The organism is Planctomycetota bacterium (assembly GCA_018242585.1).
Taxonomy (GTDB): Bacteria; Planctomycetota; Planctomycetia; order Pirellulales; family PNKZ01; genus JAFEBQ01.
Window position 1 is genome coordinate 44,116 of sequence record JAFEBQ010000009.1, and the last position, 21,543, is coordinate 65,658.

The 21,543-nt window shown below is 63.4% G+C and carries 13 protein-coding genes; 7 read left to right on the forward strand and 6 right to left on the reverse strand.

From position 1 onward, the window contains the following. The first annotated feature begins 299 nt into the window (after positions 1–299). From JSS27_04560 to JSS27_04580, 5 genes are all read left to right on the forward strand, one after another. Positions 300–2,909 carry an SMP-30/gluconolactonase/LRE family protein gene (locus JSS27_04560; GenBank protein MBS0208207.1) on the forward strand — a complete coding sequence of 870 codons (2,610 nt, stop codon included), beginning with the start codon at positions 300–302 and terminating at the stop codon, positions 2,907–2,909. Positions 2,910–2,975: 66 nt separating this feature from the next. After that, positions 2,976–5,480, forward strand: a complete 2,505-nt coding sequence (locus tag JSS27_04565; GenBank protein ID MBS0208208.1) for an SGNH/GDSL hydrolase family protein — start codon at positions 2,976–2,978, stop codon at positions 5,478–5,480. 230 nt (positions 5,481–5,710) lie between these two features. Beyond that, a complete protein-coding gene (locus tag JSS27_04570) occupies positions 5,711–8,836 on the forward strand; it encodes a PSD1 domain-containing protein (protein MBS0208209.1) in 3,126 nt (1,041 codons plus the stop codon). Positions 8,837–8,839: 3 nt separating this feature from the next. Then, on the forward strand, positions 8,840–10,267 hold the full coding sequence (locus JSS27_04575) for a DUF1501 domain-containing protein (GenBank protein ID MBS0208210.1): 1,428 nt from the start codon (positions 8,840–8,842) through the stop codon (positions 10,265–10,267). A gap of 68 nt (positions 10,268–10,335) precedes the next feature. Then, a complete protein-coding gene (locus tag JSS27_04580; protein MBS0208211.1) occupies positions 10,336–10,485 on the forward strand; it encodes a hypothetical protein in 150 nt (49 codons plus the stop codon). On the opposite strand, the gene JSS27_04585 is transcribed toward JSS27_04580, so the two are convergent. The 4 genes from JSS27_04585 to JSS27_04600 all read right to left on the reverse strand — a co-directional run bounded on the left by JSS27_04585 (position 10,482) and on the right by JSS27_04600 (position 15,844). Continuing rightward, entirely contained in the window at positions 10,482–10,958 is a 477-nt protein-coding gene (locus JSS27_04585) for a hypothetical protein (protein ID MBS0208212.1), read from the reverse strand. The two genes, JSS27_04580 and JSS27_04585, sit on opposite strands and share 4 nt — an antisense overlap. Before the next feature lie 30 nt (positions 10,959–10,988). Next, complete coding sequence (locus JSS27_04590; GenBank protein ID MBS0208213.1) at positions 10,989–12,356, reverse strand: PQQ-binding-like beta-propeller repeat protein; 1,368 nt, start codon at positions 12,354–12,356, stop codon at positions 10,989–10,991. A gap of 370 nt (positions 12,357–12,726) precedes the next feature. Then, positions 12,727–14,856 (reverse strand): tetratricopeptide repeat protein, encoded by a 2,130-nt coding sequence (locus JSS27_04595; GenBank protein ID MBS0208214.1) that lies wholly within the window; start codon positions 14,854–14,856, stop codon positions 12,727–12,729. Between the two features lie 67 nt (positions 14,857–14,923). Continuing rightward, positions 14,924–15,844, reverse strand: coding sequence for an SgcJ/EcaC family oxidoreductase (locus JSS27_04600; GenBank protein ID MBS0208215.1), 921 nt, complete (start codon positions 15,842–15,844; stop codon positions 14,924–14,926). A 568-nt stretch (positions 15,845–16,412) separates the two neighbouring features. Between JSS27_04600 and JSS27_04605 the strand changes: the two genes are divergently transcribed. Continuing rightward, on the forward strand, positions 16,413–17,726 hold the full coding sequence (locus JSS27_04605) for a Gfo/Idh/MocA family oxidoreductase (GenBank protein ID MBS0208216.1): 1,314 nt from the start codon (positions 16,413–16,415) through the stop codon (positions 17,724–17,726). A 147-nt stretch (positions 17,727–17,873) separates the two neighbouring features. Beyond that, positions 17,874–18,344: a hypothetical protein gene (locus JSS27_04610; protein ID MBS0208217.1), complete on the forward strand. Its 471-nt coding sequence runs from the start codon at positions 17,874–17,876 to the stop codon at positions 18,342–18,344. Between the two features lie 327 nt (positions 18,345–18,671). Here the strand turns inward: JSS27_04610 and ada are convergent, their stop codons facing one another. Both ada and JSS27_04620 read right to left on the reverse strand, forming a co-directional pair. After that, positions 18,672–19,784: a bifunctional DNA-binding transcriptional regulator/O6-methylguanine-DNA methyltransferase Ada gene (gene ada, locus JSS27_04615; GenBank protein MBS0208218.1), complete on the reverse strand. Its 1,113-nt coding sequence runs from the start codon at positions 19,782–19,784 to the stop codon at positions 18,672–18,674. Between the two features lie 174 nt (positions 19,785–19,958). Further along, complete coding sequence (locus JSS27_04620) at positions 19,959–21,104, reverse strand: hypothetical protein (GenBank protein ID MBS0208219.1); 1,146 nt, start codon at positions 21,102–21,104, stop codon at positions 19,959–19,961. Positions 21,105–21,543 lie beyond the last annotated feature (439 nt).

The following is a 21,543-nucleotide window of genomic DNA, read 5'->3' on the forward strand; positions in this document are numbered from 1 at the left end:
GCAACCCGGTCGCGCCGACTTTCCTCTCGACGGCTTGATAATCTTTTTGCCAGATTGCAACCAACGACAACGACAGGACTCTCCCCCATATCCCAGGCGGAATCGACCGCTCGGAACGACACTCGCCGAGTTGAAACCGCTCCTCGGCCTGATGATCGCACCAGGTGTCGACGCGCCACTTCGCGGGCATATTTCTGCTTGCCGCGCTTGCCAATTGGGTCGGGCTGGACGATCATCCAAGCTCGCAGCAGTAATACCTGCTCGCCCCGCCCCACCTTCTTTGGATTGGCTTGCCTACCATGATTCGTCTCAGCGTCGCCGCCCTTGCCTTGCTTTGCGCCACGTTAACACTTCGCGCGGCCGACGCGCCGAAGCCGGTGCATCCCGACCGGCAAGCCCAGCCCGGCGTGCCGCAAGGCAAGATCACCAAGGGAGTCTTTGAAGACAGCAAGATTTTCCCCGGCACGCGGCGGGACTACAGCGTTTATGTCCCGGCTCAGTATTCGCCCGAAAAGCCGGCCAGCCTGATGGTGTTCATGGACGGCAACGGCTACGCCAAGGCGGACGGCGCGTTTCGAGTGCCGGTCGTGTTCGACAATCTGATTCATCAAGGGGCCATGCCAGTTACGATTGCCGTGTTCGTGAGCCCCGGCAACATTCCCGCCACGCAGCCCGGCGCCAAGGACCGGAGCAATCGCTCGTTTGAGTACGACTCGATGGGGGACCGCTACGCCCGGTTCTTGATCGATGAGTTCCTGCCCGTGGCGCTCAAGGACTTAAACGCCTCGACCGATCCCAAGCAGCGAGCCGTGTGCGGCATTTCGTCGGGCGGCATCTGCGCGTTTACCGTGGCCTGGGAAAAGCCCGAGCAATTCGGCAAGGTGCTCAGCCACATCGGCAGCTTCACCAACATCCGTGGCGGTTGGGCTTACCCGGGCCTGGTGCGCAGGACCAAAGCCTCGCCCAAGCCGATCAAGGTTTACCTGCAAGAAGGCAAAGACGACTTGAACAATCTGTTCGGCAACTGGCCGCTGGCCAATCAGGATCTGGCCGCGGCCTTGCGCTTCGCTGGTTACCAGCATCAACTGGTGATGACCGATGGCGGGCACAGCGGCCAGTTTGGCGGCGAAGCGTTGCCCGACGCGCTCCGCTGGTTGTGGGGAACCCAGGAGATGCCTGCGCCAGTTGCAGCGAATCCCGACGCGAACAAAGCTGCTACCAACTGGCAGCCACACCCCGACGCGGTGCCGCGCGACGACGTGCCCCACGGCACGGTCGAGAAGATGGCGACCTGGGAATCGAAGATTTTCCCTGGCACGACGCGCGACTGGGCCGTCTACGTCCCGGCCCAATACAACAAGGAAACACCCGCCGCGCTGATGGTGTTCCAGGACGGCCACAGCTACCTGGACGTCAAGGGTCGCTGGCGCGTGCCGGTGGTGTTTGACAATTTGATTGCGCGCGGCAACATGCCGCCGACCATCGCCGTGTTTATTAACCCCGGGCACGAGGTCTCGAAAGCGAAGCCAAACAGCCCGTGGCGCTCGTCGAACCGCAGTTACGAGTACGACAACCTGGGGGACCGCTACGCCCGGTTCCTGCTCGAAGAGATTCTGCCCGAGGTCGAAAAGCGCTACAACGTGACCAAGAATCCCGAGTTGCGCGCCATCGGCGGCGCGAGCTCAGGGGGCATCTGCGCGTTTACCGTGGCTTGGGAACATCCCGATTCGTTCCGCAAGGTGCTGTCGACCGTCGGCAGCTTCACGAATCTGCGCGGCGGCAATGTCTACCCATCGTTGGTGCGCAAGACCGAACCCAAGCCGTTGCGAGTTTACCTGGCCGATACCAGCGGCGACGTCGACAACCAGTTCGGTAGCTGGCCCTGGTCGAATCAATTGATGAACTCCGCGCTGAGCTACATGGGCTATGACGTTCGCTTTGATTGGGCCGAGGGGTACGCGCACAACTCCGATCACGGCGGCGCGTTGTTTCCCGAAGCGCTGAAATGGCTGTGGCGCAAGGAGCGATACGCGCCCGAGATTGATACCAAGGGTGACCTGCGCGGCGACATGACGCTGTTGAAGCTGCTGATCCCTGGCGAAGAGTGGCGGCCGGTGGCCGAGAACCTGGGCTTTGCCGACGCACCGTGTACCGACACCGAGGGGAACTTCTACTTCTCCGACATGAAGGCCCCGGCCGTTTACAAGTTGAACGTGGCTAAGGGTTCGCGGATCGAGCTGGTCAAGGAAGCGGTCAGCGGGTTGGAGTTCGGACCCGATGGCTTGCTGTATGGCTGTCAGGGAGCGAAGAGCCGCGTGATCTCGATCGATCCCAAAAGCGGTGCGGTCAAGGTATTGGCCGAAAATGTCGCGCCGAACGATTTGGCCGTCACCGCCGATGGTTTCGTATTGATCACCGAGACCAAGCACAGTCGCGTCACGCGCATCGACACTCGTACCGGCGAGGTGGCCGTAGCGGCGTCGGGAATTACCCGTCCCAATGGCATCGCTCTGTCGGGTGACGGCGGGACGTTGGCCGTCTCGGACTCGGGGGGCGAAAACGTCTGGACCTTCCGCGTGAATGCCGGCGGCGTGCTCGACGCGCAAATGCCCTCGATGACCATGCGCCTGCTGATCGATCCCAAGGGCGAGTTCAAGTTCAACGAGCCGCCCCCGTACCAGGCCGCGTCGCGCGGCGACGGAATGGCCGTTGACAAGTCAGGGCGCTACTACGTCACGTCGGCGGCCGGCGTGCAGGTGTTCGACCCGACCGGTCGCCAGTGTGGCGTGCTGCCCAAGCCGATCGAGTCGCAGCCGTTGACGAGTTGTGTCCTGGCCGGCGCGGGACACGAATACCTTTACGTCACCAACGGCAACACCATCTTCCGCCGCAAACTGAAGGTAGAGTAGCGGGCCAGGCTCGCAAAGTTAAGCTGACCAGCGGCACGTAGAAGGCGCAACAACTTGGCTCGACAAATGGCAATACTCCGGCTTGGCGGTTTGATCCTGACAATCGTGCTGGCCGCATGGAACGGTACAACCTGCGCCGCTGAGAACCTGTTGCTGAACAGCCAGTTCTCGTTCCATGCGTTCGACAGCTCGCGCACCGGGACGCCGGGCACGTATCGCAGCGGGTCGGTCCCCTGCTGGAACACCGACGCTTATGGCGACGTGGAAGTCTGGCGTTCGACGCGCGCTCCCCAACTGCGCCCGCCGCGCCCGACCGATGGCGTGGTCAAGTTGCGGCCTGGCAAACGATTCTCGCAGTTCATGCTGCTGTGCGAGGTCGGCCTCGACCACGGCGACCAGGTCAGCTTGCAAGTCTTTGGCCGACAGTCGCGCCCCGGTGCTTTGCAAGCGGCTGTGCATTGTCTGCGGCTCGACAACCAGCCGGGCACCTTCAGCAATCCGCCCGACGCCCGGGTGTTTCCCAAGCATTCGCGCGGCGAGTTGGTGCGCGGGCCCAGCTACACCTCCGGCGCCAACGCCGCCGGCGATGTCGTCGTCAAAGTCGAAAGGGCCACAATCGTCGGCAAGTTCACCGAAAGCGCCGACGCGTCGAATGACGAGCCCAACACCATCGGCTTGCTCATCGAGTTCACCAATACCTCAACCGACGATGTCTGGTTCTACAGCCCCACGCTGTGCCGTGGCCCGAAGGCGCAAGGCAATCTTGCCGACGCGCGGGCGACGCCCGAGCTGTACCGAAGCATTCCGCGCACCATGCAAAAGCTGTGGCGCGGCGAACCGTTGCACATCATCGTCATGGGAAGCAGCATCGATCGCGGCAGCGCCAACCCGCGGCTGGTCCTCTATGACGAGGATCCTCAGTCGTCAACATTCAAGCAAGCGCTGACCGGCAGCGACTTCGACGGCGAGAAGATTGGACGCCCCGAGTGGAACGACTACATCGGCTGGTGGCAGCATCACTTCATGTATGGCGGCCGGCTGCGTCAACTGCTGATGCAGAAGTTCGATTATCCGATCGACAAACTGTTGCTAAACACGATGGCCTGTGACGGTTCCTCGGTCGGAGAGTCCCACTCGGGACTAGCCGAGTATGCCGAACTCCGCGTTCGGCCAAACCCAGCGGCCAATGGCCACCGCGAAGGAAAGTCCTGGCGCGAGCTGTATCCCACGGTGTTTGCTCGTGCGGAAGGCGCGCGCCCCGACCTGGTCGTCTTTGGCAGCGGGGCCAACGAGCACATCGACGGCCCGGACGAGGTGGCGGTCTTCGAGGGAGCGATTCGCTGGTTCCAGCGGCATTACCCCGAGACGGAGTTCGTCTTCTGCATGTGGCAGAACCGCGAGGCGTATTCTCCCAACCCACCCCATCTCGACGAGTTGGCCCTGCGTTACCAGATTCCCCTGGTTGATCTAGGTCGCACGCTCAGTCTGACCACGCGGCATTGCAACAGCTATGCCCTCTGTCCCAAAGACGGCCACCCGCAGGCGGCCGGGCACTACTTGTGGGCCAAGCAATTGGAACAAGTGTTCGACGCGCCGGGACCAATTCGCTCGGGCCTGGCCCAACTTCAACTCCCCGAACGGATCAGCCCGCAATCGATCAGCTGGGAAGCCGAGATGACGACCTACGACGCGGGGCACTCGCGCCTGCGCGGCAAGACCGCGGTGATCCTCGACGATACCGTGGTCAATCTGTGGGCCAAGACAAAGAGCGAATTGGTGACGATCGTGGTGGATGGCGCCACCATGCCCAATCAGCGCCGGCCCTCTCCGCGCCGCGACACGCGCAACTCGACCGTGGCGCTGGGGCGTTTGACGCTCGGAGACCGACACATTGTCGAAGTGACTGGCGATGGTGTTGAGCTGGTGGCGGTCGATATGAAGACCGCACTCAATCGACGCTGGTATGGCGTGGAAAATCCGCTGTGGAGCGGCCAGTCCGCGTTGCAACCGCAAGCGAGCGGCGCCAGCGCGAGTAAAGCAGCCGAACCGTTCACATCGAGTTGGGGCGCCCCCTTCGGCAACCAGCAACGCATGCTGAAGCCCGGTGAATCAATAGAGATCATTGCCCCTGCCACGGACTTATCAGTGGCCTTTGCCGACGACCCAGCGGGGGGCGAACTGCTGATCACGGTTGACGAAGCCGACGCTTTGAAGCTGGCGACCAATCAGCCGTTTGTCATGGCCAACGGCGAAAAAGTATTTGGCGAAAACCGTCGCGGCATTCGCGGCTTGCCCTACGGCCTGCACCTGGTGCGCGTGACGGCTCAAGGGGACAACGTGCGGCTGTTGGGGTTGTTCGCCTATGACACGCGCGCCAATCGAAACCACGAGCGCGTGCTGCGCGGCTATGCCTCGCCCGGCGAGCGAATTGATTTCGCCACGCCGTTCAAGGCGCGCCCCTTGGTCTTTACGACCGGCGGGCTGAATGTCGAGCGAGTGACTGAGATTCGGCCCGAAAGGGTCACGTTTGGCGGCTCGGCGGCCGGTGGCTACGAGATCATCGGCGAATGATCCTGGCCGGGGTGCGTGTGCCTCTCAGCGCATTCTCAAGGGCGAGAGCGGGCGAAATCGACCATCGTGGCGCGCGATTCCGCCAGGAAAGCTCGGGTTTTGTGCTGTCGACGGGCTTTTTGTATTGAAGTGCCGGCCGGGCGTTTTCACAATAGACTGATTAGCCCGCCCCGCGTATCGCCTCTCGCCCCTTGCCGGCCGGCCTTGCCCCGCGTCGGTCTCAGCGTGCTATGAAATCTGTCCTTCATATTGCGATCATTTTGTCGGCACTGAGTGCGCTGGCGCCTCGCGCCGCTGCCGAGCCGCGTCCCGTCGATTACAGCCGCGATGTGCAGCCGCTCTTGGCCGAGCACTGCTTCCATTGCCACGGCCGCGACGAGGGTTCACGCGAGGGGGGCCTGCGACTCGATGTCCGCGAGCTCGCTCTGCAAGGGGGCGATTCCGAGAAGCCCGCCATTGTGCCGGGGCATCCCGAGCGGAGCGAGTTGCTGGCCCGCATCACGTCGCCAGACGCCGACGAAGTGATGCCGCCGCGCAAGCAGAACCACCCGGTCAAGGCCGCCGATGTCGGGTTGCTGCGCCGTTGGATCGCCGACGGAGCGCCCTATGGTCAGCACTGGGCGTTCGTCGCGCCGGTCAAAGCGCCCCTCCCCAAAGGATCAAAGCAACCGGTCGATGCGTTCATCGGCGGTCGATTAAAGGCCGCCGGCCTGAAGATGTCGGAGCCAGCACCGGCGACGACGCTCTGTCGCCGTTTGTACCTGGACCTGATCGGCTTGCCGCCAGCGCCGGCCGAAGTTGACAAGTTCGTGGCCCAGGCCACCAGCCAGGGGACGCCGGCCGCGGCGAGCGCACTGGCCGAGCAATTGATGAACGACCGCCGCTTTGGCGAGAAGTGGGCGCGGCTGTGGCTTGACGTGGCCCGCTTTGCCGACAGCAACGGCTACGAGAAGGACTTGCCGCGCGAGCAATGGATTTGGCGCGATTGGGTGATCAACGCGCTGAACGCCGACATGCCCTACAACCAGTTCCTCGTCGAGCAAGTGGCCGGTGACTTGCTGCCCCATCGGACGCCCGAGCAGTTGATCGCCACCGGCTTTTTGCGCAACGGGATGGTGAACGAGGAAGGGGCGATTGTGCCCGAGCAGTTCCGCATGGAAGGGATGTTCGATCGGCTCGACGTCATCGGCACCGGCATTCTGGGCATGTCGCTCAAGTGCGCCCAGTGCCACTCACACAAGTTCGACCCGATCTCTCACGCCGAGTACTACCAGACGTTCGCGTTTCTGAACAACACCTACGAAGCCCAGTCGTGGATTTACAACGAAGCGCAGCAACGCGAGATCGACGACCTGCTGGCCAGGATATTCCTGCTCGAAGCCCGGCTCAAGGAAGAACATCACGACTGGCGCGAGCGCTTCAATGCCTGGCTGGCCGTCGAGGCTAAAGCTCAGAGTGCCGTTCCCTGGATCTTCGTCGAAGCGGACGATCTGCATTCATCGTCCGAGTTGAACCATCCGACCATGCTGGCCGACAAGTCGATCACCGTGCTGGGGCACCGGACGATTCATGGCGACGTGCATATGTTCGCCGAGCCCAAGGTCACCGGCGTGACGGGCATTCGCGTGGAAATCTTGAAGTATGGCGACTTGCCGTTCGGCGGGCCGGGACGCAGCTTCAAGGGAACCTGGGCATTGACCGAACTGGTGGTCGAGGCCAAGCAACACGGCACCGACAAATGGGAACGCCTGAAGCTGAAAAACGTCACGGCTGACTTCGCCGAGCCGGAAGGCAAAATGGAGCCCGAGTGGGAGAACGCTTCGCGCGATAAAGACCACAAGCGAACCCGCGGTCCCGCCAAGTTCCTGGCCGACGGCGACGAACAGACCGCCTGGCGCGCCGACCGTGGTCCCGGCCGCCGCAACAGCGAGTCGGTCGCGGTCGCCCAATTCGAATCGCCCGTCACACTGCCCGAGGGGACACGGCTCAAGGTCGCGCTGGTCACCAATCACGGCGGCGACGACAACGGCCCCAAGAACACGCAGATTGGCCGCTTCCGCGTCTCGTTGACCACGGCCCCCGACCCCAAGGTGAACGGCACACCCTACGCCGCCGTGTTGGCGCTACAAACACCCGCCGAGCGCCGCACCGCCGCGCAGAACTCGGCGTTGTTTGCCGCCTGGCGCGCGACGGTGCCGGCGTACAAAACCATCAACGACGAAATCGACTCGCTCTGGAAAAAGTATCCCGAGGCGATGACATCGGTCCTCCATCTGGCCGAGCGGAGCGGCGACGATGCACGCGACACGTTCCTGCTCGATCGCGGCGGCTGGGACAGGCCCAAGGCCAAGGTCCAGCCGGGCGTGATTGCCGCGTTCCATCCGCTGCCGACCGACGCCCCTCAGGATCGGCTGACGTTCGCCCGCTGGCTGGCCGATCGTCGCTCGCCGTTGACCGCGCGCGTGGCGGTGAACCGAATTTGGCAAGCAATATTCGGCCTGGGCCTGCAAGAAACGGCCGAGGACTTTGGCACACGTGGCAGCGAGCCGACCCATCCCGAGTTGCTCGACTGGCTGGCGGTCGACTTTATGCAACACCGCTGGAGCCAGAAGCACGTCATTCGCCAGATCGTCAACTCGGCGGCTTATCAGCAATCGTCGCGCGTCACGCCCGAGTTGCTCGAAAAGGATTCTCGCAATCGCCTGGTCTCGCGCGGGCCGCGGTTTCGCGCCGACGCGGAAGTGGTGCGCGACATCGCGATTGGCACTTCAGGATTGTTGTCCAGCAAGTTCGGCGGGCCGAGCCTGTTCCCGCCGGTGCCGCAAAACGTGCTGGAATACAACTACTTCAAGCCGACTTACTGGCAGGTGGCCGAGGGGCCCGATCGTTACTGCCGCAGCCTGTACGTGTTTCGCAAGCGTTCGATGCCGGACCCGTTGTTGAGCAGTTTCGATGCGCCGAACGGTGACTTCACGTGTCCGCGCCGGGCGCGCTCGAACTCGCCGTTGGCGGCGCTGACATCGTTGAACGAGCCGGTGTTTGTCGAAGCAGCCCAGGCGATGGCTCTGCGCGTATTGCGCGAAGGGGGGAAGTCCGACCCCGAGCGAATCGATTACGCCTATCGCTTGTGTACCGGCCGACCGGTACAACCGGCCGAGCGCGACGAGGTGCTCAAGCTGCTCGCTTCGCGCCGTCGGCAACTGGCCGAAGGGTGGTTGTCGATGCGCGAGATTGCCACCGGCGACCCGGCCAAGCTGCCCAAGCTTCCCACCGGCGCCACGCCGCAAGACGCGGCCGCCTGGACCATCGTGGCCCGCGTGCTGTTGAATCTGGATGAAACCCTGAACAAGAACTAAGTCATGAATCTGCTCGCCGACATTCAACGTGAACAGGCTCGCCTGGCGTCGCGCCGCTGGTTCTTACAAGACTGCGGCCTGGGGCTAGCAGGGATTGCTCTATCGTCACTGCTGGGTCGCGACGCTTGGGCAGCCACGTCAACGAACCCCCTGGCGCCGCGTCGGCCGCACTTTGCCCCCAAGGCCAAGCGAGTGATCTATCTGTTCCAAGCCGGCGCGCCGAGCCACCTCGAGCTGTTCGACTACAAGCCCGAGTTGGCCAAACGGAGCGGGCAGTTGCCGCCGGCGGAGTTGCTGAAGAATTATCGCGCCGCGTTCATCAAGCCCAACTCGGCCCTGCTTGGTCCCAAGTACAAGTTCGTCAAGCATGGCCAATGCGGCATGGAGATCAGCGAACTGCTGCCTCACACGGCGGGAATCGTCGACGACATTTGCCTGATCCGGACCATGCAGACCGACGCGGTCAATCACGCTCCAGCGCAGATCATGATGAACACCGGTTCCCAGAACTTCGGCCGCCCTAGCTTTGGCGCATGGACGTTGTATGGGCTGGGAAGCGAGGGGGACGATCTGCCAGGCTACGTCGTGTTGACCAGCGCCAAGGGGACCAGCGGCGGGGCCAGCAACTACGGCTCGGGCTTTCTGCCCGCGACCTATGGCGGCGTGCCATTGCGTTCGAGCGGCGACCCGATTCTGTACCTGTCGAACCCGCACGGCATCGATGATGAGACACAGCGCGAGTCGCTGGAAACCCTCAGGCATTTGAACGAAATCGGCCTGGCCGCCTCGGGCGATCCCGATACGGCGGCGCGAATTCAAAGCTACGAAATGGCCTATCGACTGCAATCGAGCGCGCCGGAGTTGGCGAATCTGAGCAGCGAGTCCCCCGAAACGCTTGCCATGTACGGCATCAAGGATCCGAACGAGGCGAACTACGCCCGCAACTGCCTGCTGGCGCGGCGCTTGATCGAACGCGGCGTCCGCTTCGTGCAACTGTTCCACGAGGCATGGGACCAGCACGCCAATCTGACCAAGGCCATCAAGAAGAACTGCGACGATACCGACCAGGCCAGCGCGGCACTGGTCAAGGACTTGAAACAACGCGGGCTGCTGGATGATACGCTGGTTGTGTGGGGGGGTGAGTTTGGCCGCACGCCGATGGTCCAAGGTGGCAACGACGGCCGCGACCACCACAATCGTTCGTTCTCGTTCTGGCTGGCCGGCGGCGGCGCGAAGCGCGGCTACGTGCATGGCGAGACTGACGAGCTGGGTTTCAACGTGGCCACGCACCCGGTACACGTCAACGACCTGAACGCAACGCTGCTGCACTTGCTCGGTTTCGATCACAAGCGGCTGACGTTCCGCTCGCAAGGGCTCGACATGCGCCTGACCGGTGTCGCCGGCGAGCTGGTGAAGCCGATCCTGGCCTGAGCGAGCGCGATCCGGACGAGGTCAACAATCTGGCCGACGATCCCAGCTATGCGCAGTTGCGCCGCGAGATGAGCGAGCGATTGTTGGCCCGATTGCGCGAGACTGACGATCACTGGCTCGAACGCTACCAATTGCCCCTGCCGGGCGAGCAAGTGAACGTCACGCTGCTGCCTCCCAAGGGCTACGCCCCACCGCGGAAAAAGACCCGCGAGAACTAGCCGCGTCTCGCGTCCTTCTTCTGCGTGCCCAAATCAGCGCGGCCAGGAAGCAGTGCGGAGATCGAGGGACAGTTAGCTACTAAACCGACCAAGTCCCGTACGGTAACGACTGGCCGCACCTGGACAAGCTGCTCGTCGGGCGGGAACTGGCGGCCACAATCCGCGATGACTTTTTGGATCGTTTCATCCAAGTCTTCGTCGACCATTCCGTAGATGCGGCCAATGTCATCGTCGGCGCGGATCGGGAACGTGGCCGCGGCATCGGCGCACCACCTTTGAAGCTCTGCGTAAACTGCTAGTAGCACTTCCTGCGGGGGTTCGTGAGGGGCGAACGCCGCTCGGAACGTATCGAAGTTCTCACCAGACCTGGAAAGCGCTGTCCGCCGGGTGCGTACGCGAATCCAGATCGTGCCGACCACGATGAGTAACGCGCACGCTCCGAGGGCAAAGACGACACTGTCCACTTGTTTCAACCCTGCGCAAGTGTTCGAGCACCCTTACTCCTACCGCTCTTCGATCCGATACAAATGCGTATCGGTCCTGAGGTAGATCGCTCGGTCGGCGAAGGCCAGTGATGCCAGGGTGCGGCCGTCGACCTGGTTGACCGCCAGCTCCTTGTACTCTTCGCCCGGCGCGATGACCGTCGTCTTCCCCTCTTCGTCGGTCAGGTAAATCCGCCCGTCGGCGTCACTGGGCGAGGCCGAGAAGTTGCCCCCCACGCGCTGATGCCAAACCTCTTCGCCGCTCGCGGCGCGCAGGCACGTCAGAATCCCCTTGTCGCTGATCAGGTACAGCTGCTCGCCCAGCAGCAGCGGCGAGGGATTGTGCGGCACGGCCTTGTCGAGTTTCCAGGCTACGTGCGACTCGGTGATGTCGCCGCGACCGCCCAGCCGCACCGCCAGCAGCGACGGCCGATCGTAGCCGGTGCAAATGAACGCCAGCCCGTGCCCCACGACCGGCCGCGGCACCAGCGAGTAGCCGTCGTACTTGACTTGCCAAATCTCGTCGCCGCTCGCCGGATCATAGGCCGTCACCGAGTTGCCGCCGGTGCTGATCAGTTGCGGCCGACCATCGACCGGAACCAACAACGGGGTCGAGTACGCCATCTTGCCGTCGCGCGAACTCTTCCAACGCACCGCCCCGGTCCGCTTGTCGAGCGCCGCCAGGTATTGCACATCGGTCCCGTCGCAACTCACTAGCAGCAGATCGCCAAACAGCACCGGCGAGCCACCCGGCCCGTGACGATGTTCGTACTTCAACTCTTCGGTCCGCCAGACGATTTTGCCATCGGTCGTCAGGCACGCGGTGCCATGGGCGCCGAAGTGGACATACACGCGACCGTCTGCGAAGATTGCGGTCGGCGAGGCGTGGCTGTTCTTGCCGTGAATGCCCGCCACGTGATCCTTGCGGAACAGCTCGACGTCATGCACCACCTTGCCGGTGGCACGATCCAAGCAGACGGCGCGCAAGGTCACGTTGACCAGCGCGGGCGGCTTCTTGGCCGGCGGTTCGGTCGCCTTGGGCGGAGTCGCGCCGTCGGTAGCCGGAACGCCGGCGGCCGCTGGGGCAGTGGCAACAGCGGCCGCGTCGGCCTTCGGTTTGGCAGGTTCAACCGGCGTCGGCAGCTTTTCGACCAGCGCCGTGGTCAGCCAGATCTGCGGCCCGACGATCACCGGCGACGACCAACCCAAGCCCGGCACCGGGGCTTTCCAAGTGACGTGTTCGGTCTCGCTCCAGGTGAGCGGATAGCCCCGGTCGGCCACGTGCCCTTCGCCGCTGGGCCCGCGAAATTGCGGCCAGTCGGCGGCGCGGGCCATCAAAGGCATCAACAACAATAGAGCTACGACCAACGAACAAGTCTTGAGCGTCATTGGGTTGACTCGCGGCGGGAGAAACGGGGCAGGAGCGTCGATGCAGTTGCTCGCGGAGGTTCGAGCGCAAGTGCGTCGTTCGGCAGGAAAGATCAGCAGGCGGACCAGTCCAATATGACAGCTAGCCGCGCCGCTGACCAGAGTTTTGCGGTATCGTGTCTCACCCCAAGCCGGCGGCTCCGCCGCCGTTCCGGGTGGCAAAGCCACCGGCTTGGTTTCGGAAACTCGGGTAGCACCGACAACTTATTGTCGGTGTCGCGCAGCGATCAGAGGGCAATGGAACACCGGTCCTGAACCCTCTTGCGGCTGCGCCGCCCAGACAAGCGAGTTGTCTGGGCTACCCACATAATTCAACTTCCGCACGCCACTCCTACCGCGTGAACGTCAACCGCGTCGTGTCGTTGATCGGGGCAAAGGCCAGCGACCCGTCCGGGTTCAACGTGATGTCGCTGATCATTGTGCCGCCCGAGTCAGGTTGCATCACCAGGTTGTTGCCGCGCACGATGTACGCGCCGGCCATTTCTTGCGCCTGCCCGTCGCGGGTGAACTGCCAAGTGAACTTGTCATCGCTCCCCAGGTTCATCTTGAACTTGCCGTCCTTGGTGTTCGACAGCCAATTGCCTTGCAGCTTGTCGAGCGGATAGGCCGGCTGGTCGTAGTTTGACGCCGCGCCACCTGAAGCTGACGACGCAGGGGCCGGCGCCCCAGGAGCAGACGCCGCGGGGACGGGCGTGCCATTTGCCGCCACGGCCTGGTCGGGCTGCGATCCGTACATCTGCAGCAACTGCGAGGACAGCTTGTCCTTGGGCTCGATCTGTGTGACCAGCTTCAACTGTTCGACCGCGGCGGCCTGCTGGTCGATGGTCACGTACTGATAAGCCAGCAAGAAATGCCCGTCGGCTTGCTTGGGGTTCGACTTCACGTAGGTCTCGAGCGCACGCAACTGCTTGGTGTAGTCGTCCTGGTTGCCGTAGAGCGAGATCATGGTCGTCCAGTCCCAGCCCGGCCCGCCGGCCAACACCGCGTGCAAAGTGGCGGCCGCTTCGCGGTATTGCCCCACGGCGAACAGGCAGAGCGCGCGGAACTCGTTCACCGCCGCGTCGCGCGGCGCTTGCTTCAAGACGTCGTTCGTCATCTGCAGCGCTTGGGCATATTGCCCGCTGTTGAAAGCCTGGCGCGCGGCGTCAAAGCCCTGCGTCACCGGATCGGCGGCGGTGTCGTCGGCCGGCGGCTGGTTCGACTGGTCGCCGATCACTGGCGAGTCGTACGCCGTCACCGACGCGGCACCGCCATAGTACGGGTTGTAATAGTCGCCGACGCCGAACGCGTAGTTCACGGCGTTCAGCCCCCACATCGTGGCGCCAAAGGCCATCGCCACCGGGTATTGATTCCACAGATAGTTCCAGCGGCCGCTCCCCCAGCACGGGCCATAGCCGTTGTACCAACCCCAATTGCGCGACCAATGTCCGGCCGGTCCCCAATAACCGGCCCGTCCATAAGCGCCGCCGGCCCCGATCGCGCCGGTGTGTCCCCAGTAGCCGCCGTTGGGACCGTGAATGCCGGTGTGCCCCCAGTAGCCATTTGGTCCCCAGAAGCCAATGTGATTGATTTCGCCGCCGTTCGGGCCGGTCCATTCATTGTGATGCCAGCCGCTGTTTTGCAGGCTGTCAAACTTGTTGGCCAGGTCTTGATGCCGATCGGCGACACTGGCCTTGTTGCTGGCGTTCCAGCGCTCGCCACCACCGGCCGCGCCGGGGCCAGCGCGATCGCCGGCCATGCGATTGCCCGCGCCCCCTTGGTTCAGGTGCCCGGCCCCCGCACGTTCCCCCGCGCCGCCCGCCCCGACGCGCGAGCCGCCACCCAGACCGGGCAAGCTGCCGCCACCTTGATTGATTCGTTCGCCAGCGCCCCCCTGTCCTACGCGCGACACGTCGCGCGTGCCAGCGCCACCTGCGCCAAATTCACCGCGATTGCCGAATTCTCCTCGGCCGCCCGCGCCACCTTGGCCGCGATTGCCGGCATTGAAATCGCGAGTGATCGCGCCACCCGTGGGAATCTGCCCGCGCGAGCCCATATCAAACGCTCCGCGATCACCGGCGTTGTGAACCAGGTTCGAGCGCCCCGCCCCGCCGCTGTTCTCAAAGCTTGGCAGCCGGGTGTTGTTCTGCGAGCGCATCCCCTGCCCCGACAGACCTCCGCCCCCTTGGTAACCGCGGCCCGCGCCGCCGCTCGAAAAACCGCCACCACCCGAGAAGTTGCCGCCGCCAAAACCACCACCATTGAAGTTACCACCACCCCGGTAGCCACCACCCCCCGAGAAGCCGCCGCCTCCCATGCCGCCGCGCATCCCTCCACCACCCATGCCACCACCTCCCATGCCGCCGCGCATGCCGCCCCCTCCGCCCCCTCGGCCGCCGCCGCCACGAGCAAAGACCAAGGGACAAGCGATCGCCAGCCCCAATGCGGCGATCAAGCTTCCTCGAACGAACTTCGTCTGCATGGCATTTCCTTTGGCAACGGCGAGATCAAGTATTGAAACGAGTCACCGGCGACGACTGGTTTGCTGGTTACTTGGCGCTTTCCGGCTGGGGCGGTTGACGCACGACGCGATGCATTTCATCGGGCACGCTCTCGCCACCGCGCAACGCCCCCTCGGTGCGTACGACTAAGGCGTCCTTCCCATCGGGCGAGTAGGTGAGCGTCGACAAGACGCGCGTCCCTGCCAGGTCGACGCCACTCAGGTCGACCGACCACGCGCCGTCCGCGCTTTCGCGCCACCAACCTTCGGCCGCGCAACCGCTGGCGTCAAAGACCCACGAGCGGAACTGCTTGCGTTCGGCGTCCCAGCCAATGCGATGCGAGCCTTGCAGCCCGCGCCGCTCGGCGCGCTTGAGCGAGAAGCTGCTGAGCAGGTAGTTACCATCCTCGGACCAACTCCAACGAGTGTCGATCACACTGCCGCGCACTTCTTCGCGCCACGCGCCGACCAGCCAACCGAGGGCTTGCAGCCGGTCGTGCGGGCTGACCCGATCGGGTTCCAGGTCGCGCACACTGGCCAACAGCCAAGCGCCGTCCGATTGGCGGACGTGAGTGGCGGTATAGCGGGTCTGGCTGCTGGCACCGTCGGGGGCCGTGAAGGTCGACACCCCTTCCTCGACGACGACCCCGTCGGCTACCGGACGAATGGAGGTCAACTCGATCTTCACGGCCCCTTGCCGGTCCAGCGCGAAGGCCGCTACGTATTCGGCCTCGATCGCATCGCGACCATGAAAGACCGTCCCGTCGGCATCAACGTATTCGGCCTGGGGCGTGAACAGCAGGGCAAGCGCCTTGGCGTCCCGGGCTTCATAAGCCTTGGTATATCGCGCGACGGTCTTCTCGATCTGGGCCTGTAAGTCATCGGCCGCCGGCTCGGCGGCACGTGCGGCCCATTGCGCCGCGGCCACGGCCAGAACGCAACCACCAATGGCCAAAAGAAAGCGTTTCATCGTCCGCCATGCTCCCCAACAAAGATAAGAATCGGGCTGGCCTGTTTCCTTTTGTTCTACGGGGGCGTCCGCAGCCGGGCAAGCGAATCTACCCAAACATCGACACGATTTGATTGGGCACGCTGGCAAGATTCTGAAACAGCCGTAGGTCAGGCTTCAGCCTGACGAAAATGTGTGAGCAAACCGCTTGCGGTCACATTCGCGAAAGGTGACCACAATGATGTCAGGCCAAGGCCTGACCTACGAAGCTACGAAAAGGATCGGTAGCCCAGACAACTGGCTTATCTGGGCGGCGCAGCCGCAAGAGGGTTCAGGACCGGTGTTCCATTGCCCGCTTGTCACTGCGCGACACCGACAACCAGTTGTCGGTGCTACCCGCTTGCCGTCATTCCCGCGCAGGCGGGAATCTAGGGGTGACGGCCTAGCGTCTAGATTCCCGCCTGCGCGGGAATGACGGCGACAGGGCGTGGCTTCTTGCCGCGCTCGCTTAAAACTTGCCGCGCCCTGTGCCGCGGCTTAGGCTATACCATCACGCCCCGCCCCTACCCGCCTGCCCTGGAGTTCTCGCATGTCTCTCGACACTCGTTCGACGCGCCGCCAAATATTGCTGGCCTCGGCCGCCGCGACTGCGGCCACCACGATCTCAAACATTGTCCCCTCAGCTTTCGCGCGCGATGGCAAGACCGCGCCGAGCGATAAGCTGGCGCTGGGCGTGATTGGCATTGGGCCGCGCTGCACGTACGACCTGAAGGCGATGCTCGCGTTCGAGGACATTCGCTGCGTCGCCATCGCCGATGTCCAGGCCGTCCGCCGCGACGCCGGCAAGGCCCTTGTCGACGGCCATTACGGCAACTCGGACCTCCGGCTGTACCAGGACTTTCGCGAACTGCTCGCGCGCCAGGATATCGACGCGGTGCTGATCGCCACCGGCGACCGCTGGCACGCGCCGGCGTCGATCATGGCGGCCCAGGCCGGCAAGGACGTGTACAGCGAAAAGCCGTGCGGCATCACCATTGGCGCGTGTCAGGAGCTGGCCGACACCATCACCAAAACCAAGCGCGTGTTTCAGGCCGGCACGCAGCGCCGCAGCGTGCCGAACTTCCAGCAAGCGGTCAACTTGGTCCACAGCGGCAAGCTCGGCAAGCTTCGCACCATGCACGCCTCGGTCTACAAGCCGACGCTCGACAACACCTGGCTCCCCGCCGAGCCGCAGCCGACGCGCGAGGTGTGCGACTGGAACATGTGGCTGGGCCCGGCCCCGTGGCGCCCCTACAACAAGCAATACCTGGGTCGCGGCTGGCGCGGGCAATGGGACTTTGACTCGGGCGCTCGCATTCTCGATTGGGGCGCCCACACGGTCGATCTGTGCCAGTGGGCGAACCAGGCCGACGACACCGTACCGATCGAGTACGAGCCGACGGTCAATAACATCGTTTGCACCTACGCGAACGGCGTGAAGTTGATCATCGACTTCTTGCCCGAGGCGTTCGGCAAACGCGAGCCGTTTTACATCACGCGCCTGGGCACCTGCCCGGTTCGCTTCATCGGCGACCTGGGCTCGGTCGAGACCGGCGACGAAGGCGAAATGGTCGTCACGCCCGAAGCGTTGCAGAAGGAGCTGCCCGAAACGGCCAAGCGCGTCCGCGGACTCGACGTCTCGGCGCACGCCCGCGACTTTTTCGATTGCATCCGCACGCGCGGCAAGCCGGCCGCCAATCAGGACGTGATGCGACGCTCGCACATCGCGTCGCACGCGGCGGCCATCGCGTGGATCATGCAGCGCAAGCTGAAGTTCGATCCGGTCAAGGAAGAGTTTATCGACGCCTCGGACGCGAACGTCCTACGCACAAGAGCCGCCCGCGATTGGGCCGCGTTTGCGTAGGCGACAGCCGACACGAACGAGAATACGTCGTTGTGAATCAGACGGGACCGGGTCATTCTCTAATTGGACTTGCCCCTTGCCCCCGTTTTCGTCTCGCATCGCAATCTGTCTTGCATCGAACGGGGTGGGCCAACTTGTCCAAGCATTATGAAACGCACCATCCTCGTGAGTTCAATTCTCGTTCCATTTGGGTTCATTGCAGCGATCTTTTTTACAGGAATTGGGCCTCCCACCGGGGAAAGCGCGGTTGGATGGTCCATTGGCGAAACGGAGTTCCGCATCGACTTCGGATACTCGCTATGGGGCCTAAAGCTACGTTATGCCATCGTGCGGTCATGGCCGAAAGACGCGAGGCTAGAAGAGCGAATTAACGATCCGCGTGTGGGAAGAGATTATCTTGGACGACGTCTTGTTCGAGCAGAAAATGGAAAATTGGTGCAGCCCGGGTCCGAAGGCACTGTGTATCTGTTCGATGGCGCGGCGATCAAAACTATGCGAGTCCAGATGAACGAGCATGACGATACAGTTGGTCTCAATACAGCGCAGAATTTGGACGAAGTATGGGCCCACTTCCGGCGATTTGAGGTAGGCAAAGTGGGCGGCGCGGCCAATCAATGAGCGTGGGATTGCCCTGCCAACTGCACAAAGTGGGACCGTGCCCCTCGGTGGACATCGAGCGGGTAGCCCGGACAACTTGCTTGTCTGGGCGGCGCAGCCGCAAGAGGGTTCAGGACCGGTATTCCATCGCCCTCTTGTCGCTGCGCGACACCGACAACCAGTTGTCGGTGCTACCCAAATTTCAACAGGCGCACCGTCATTCCCGCGCAGGCGGGAATCTAGGGGCGCGGCTTAATGTCTAGATTCCCGCCTGCGCGGGAATGACGGCTCCAAGGGCTACGCTGCAACGAATTGAAAGCCGCCCGGCCGCAGTCGATGCCGTCGACCTTACGACCGTCGCGGCGCGTTTCGCGCAGCGACATCTTGCTCGCGCAGCAGCAGTGCTCGTTTGCGGTCGATGCCCCAGCGATACCCCGAAAGGGAGCCATCGGTACGGACGACGCGATGGCACGGGATGGCGACGGCCAGGGCGTTGGCGGCGCACGCTCCGGCGACGGCGCGCACGCCGTTTGGATGGCCGATCTTTCGGGCGACCTCCGTATAACTCACCGTCGTGCCGATGGGGATCGCGCGCAGCGCTTCCCATACTTGCTGTTGGAAGGCCGTGCCGCGGATATCGAGCGGCAAGGCCAGTCCACGCGAAGGGTCATCGACAAAGCCGACGACGCGGGCCACCCAGGTTTCGAACTCGGCGTCGCCCCCCACCAGTTCCGCTCCTTGAAAGCGGTTCTGCAAGTCGCGCGTCAGCGCGTCGGCATCGTCGCCAATCAGAATAGCGCAGATTCCCCGCGGCGTGGCGGCGACCAGAATCGCCCCCAGCCAGCATTGCCCCACGGCAAAGCGAATGGTCGTGTTCTTGCCTCGCTCGCGAAAGGCGGTCGGTGTCATGCCGAGCGTGGCCGCCGACGATTCGTAAAGTCGGCTGTTTGATGAGTAGCCGGCCCCGTAAATCGCGGCCGCGACAGTCGGGCGCTGGGACAACTCATCGCGCAGTCGCTTCACGCGCTGGGCGGCCGCGTATTGGCGCGGCGTGATGCCGGTCTGGGCTTTGAACAAACGGTGCAAGTGATAGGTGCTCATCTCGGCCACTTCGGCGAGTTCGCTCAGGCTGGGGACTGACTCGGCAGCCTCGATGTAGCGGCAGACCTTCGCGACCAGGGCGGCTTGAAGCTCGGCGAGGCTCGCCTCGTCGGGGCGACAGCGGCGACACGGCCGAAAGCCGGCCGCGCGGGCTGCCTGGGGCGTATCGTGAAACGTGACGTTCTTTCTGAGGGGCAATCGCGCCGCGCAGTTGGGCCGACAGTAGACGCCCGTCGTGCTGACCGAGTAATAGAAAGCGCCGTCGGCGGCTGGATCGCGCTCGACGACGGCACGCCAACGCTGGTCGTCGGTGCGGAACGCTCGCTGCCTCTGTATGGGTCGCTTTCGAGTGGCCTTCATAGTCGCGTTCTCGCCGCTCTCGGCTTACTAAGTCGCGTCGCTGATCTTCACTGTCTTGGAAGTCTATCCGCGCAAGAACGCGACGGCACTCCGGTTCTTGCTTTTGAATTCGGGAGGCCAGATCGCTGGTTTGCTTCTCGGGCGGGCAAGTTGGCCTGGCATGTGAACTAGCATTCAGCGCCGCGTTACTTCCAGGGCACTTTCTTCTTTTCCGTTCGAGAAGACCGCCATCTGCGAGCTGCAATAGCGCAGCGTCCAACCCGACAGGCCGGGAATCTCGCTGCCGTCGGGCGAACGCAAATCCTGTCCAACGCGGGCCACGTATTCGCGCTGGTGGCCGACGCGCGTGAACAAGACAAAGTTCGTGCCGCGTGAATTGGCCGAGCCCATGCTATAGGTCACGACAATCTTCTCGGCCAGTGGATTGGCGTCCTTGGCGGGCCGGATCACCAATCCCGGCGTGGTTACCGCTTGGCAGGCGTCGGCGGGCTTGATATTGGTGCGTAGCTTGTCGGGCTTGCCGTTGACAAAGATCACCGACTTGGGGTTATGCGAGTCCACCTTTTCGCCCGCCAGAATCGATCGGTCGCTGACATTGACCTGGCAATCGCGCCCACTGATCACGGCGCTCCCTTTGTCCATCGACACGTGCAGATTGCGACCCGAGATGATCACGCAGTTTTCGGCGTTGTTCACCTGCACCGCGTAGCGGGCGATGATGATGCTGCGCTTGGCAATCGACACCTCGGCGGCGTAGTCGGCCAGGATGATCGAATCTTCGACGACCGACAGCGCGACCGAATCGGCCATCACCAGCGCCTGCTTCACCTGGCCTCGTTGCAGATCGACCGCCTGTTCGGCGACCGCGTTGAAGTGGACGGGGAGCTTCAGCTCTTTGTTGCCGGTCGCTTCGCTCAGGACCACGGCCAGGCGATTCAGCCGGCCTTCGAGCGCCTCTTGATCCAGGTCGCGCTGGCCGGCGCCGCGCACCAAGGCGAGCAACTCGTCCAGCCGCACCGCGTCGCGCGCCATTCGATTCAAGCGAATCGCCTTGGCGATCGTGGTGCCGCGGCGGCGGACCTCGGCGCTGCGCGGCGATTCGAGTTCTTTGGCCACCGCCGCTGCGGCCTCGTCCCCCAATGCGATCAACGCCGCCGTCGCTTCCTCGCGCGCGGCGAACGTGTCTGCGTCCAGTTGGTTGATCAGCTTTTCGACTTGCTCGGGTGTGTCCGCCGCCGCTTCGTCGGCCTTCGCAACTCCGATGGCCAGTCCAGCCCACATCAAGGCCACCGCTAATGTTCGTTGCGCGCCGCGATCCATTGCCGCCTCGTTGTTCCGTGCTGCTCGGAACCAGTCATCAAATGCCCGCCCCGATTCCGTCATTCCCGCGCAGGCGGGAATCTAGAGGGTAACCGCAACCACTAGATTCCCGCCTGCGCGGGAATGACGACTGGTCAGGCACGTGAGCATTGAACCGATTCTATGCGACTGGCGTGCCAGGTAACAAACTCCCGCGGGCTCAATTCGCATTTCACTGCCGAGCGGTTCATCATGCCGAGCGCCCCGCTTCCCACCGCCTCGCTTCACCGCCCGCGAAAGGCGCTTTGGCTATGATTGCTCGCTCCTTGTCTTTGACGCTGGTGTCCGCCGGTTTGTTCCTCGCCTTGCTTCGCGCCGGGTGATGATGGGATGTTTTGAAGGCCAACAGCGCGATACGAATCGTGAGCGAACTCGCCTTAACCCTTCTCCCCCGGGGAGA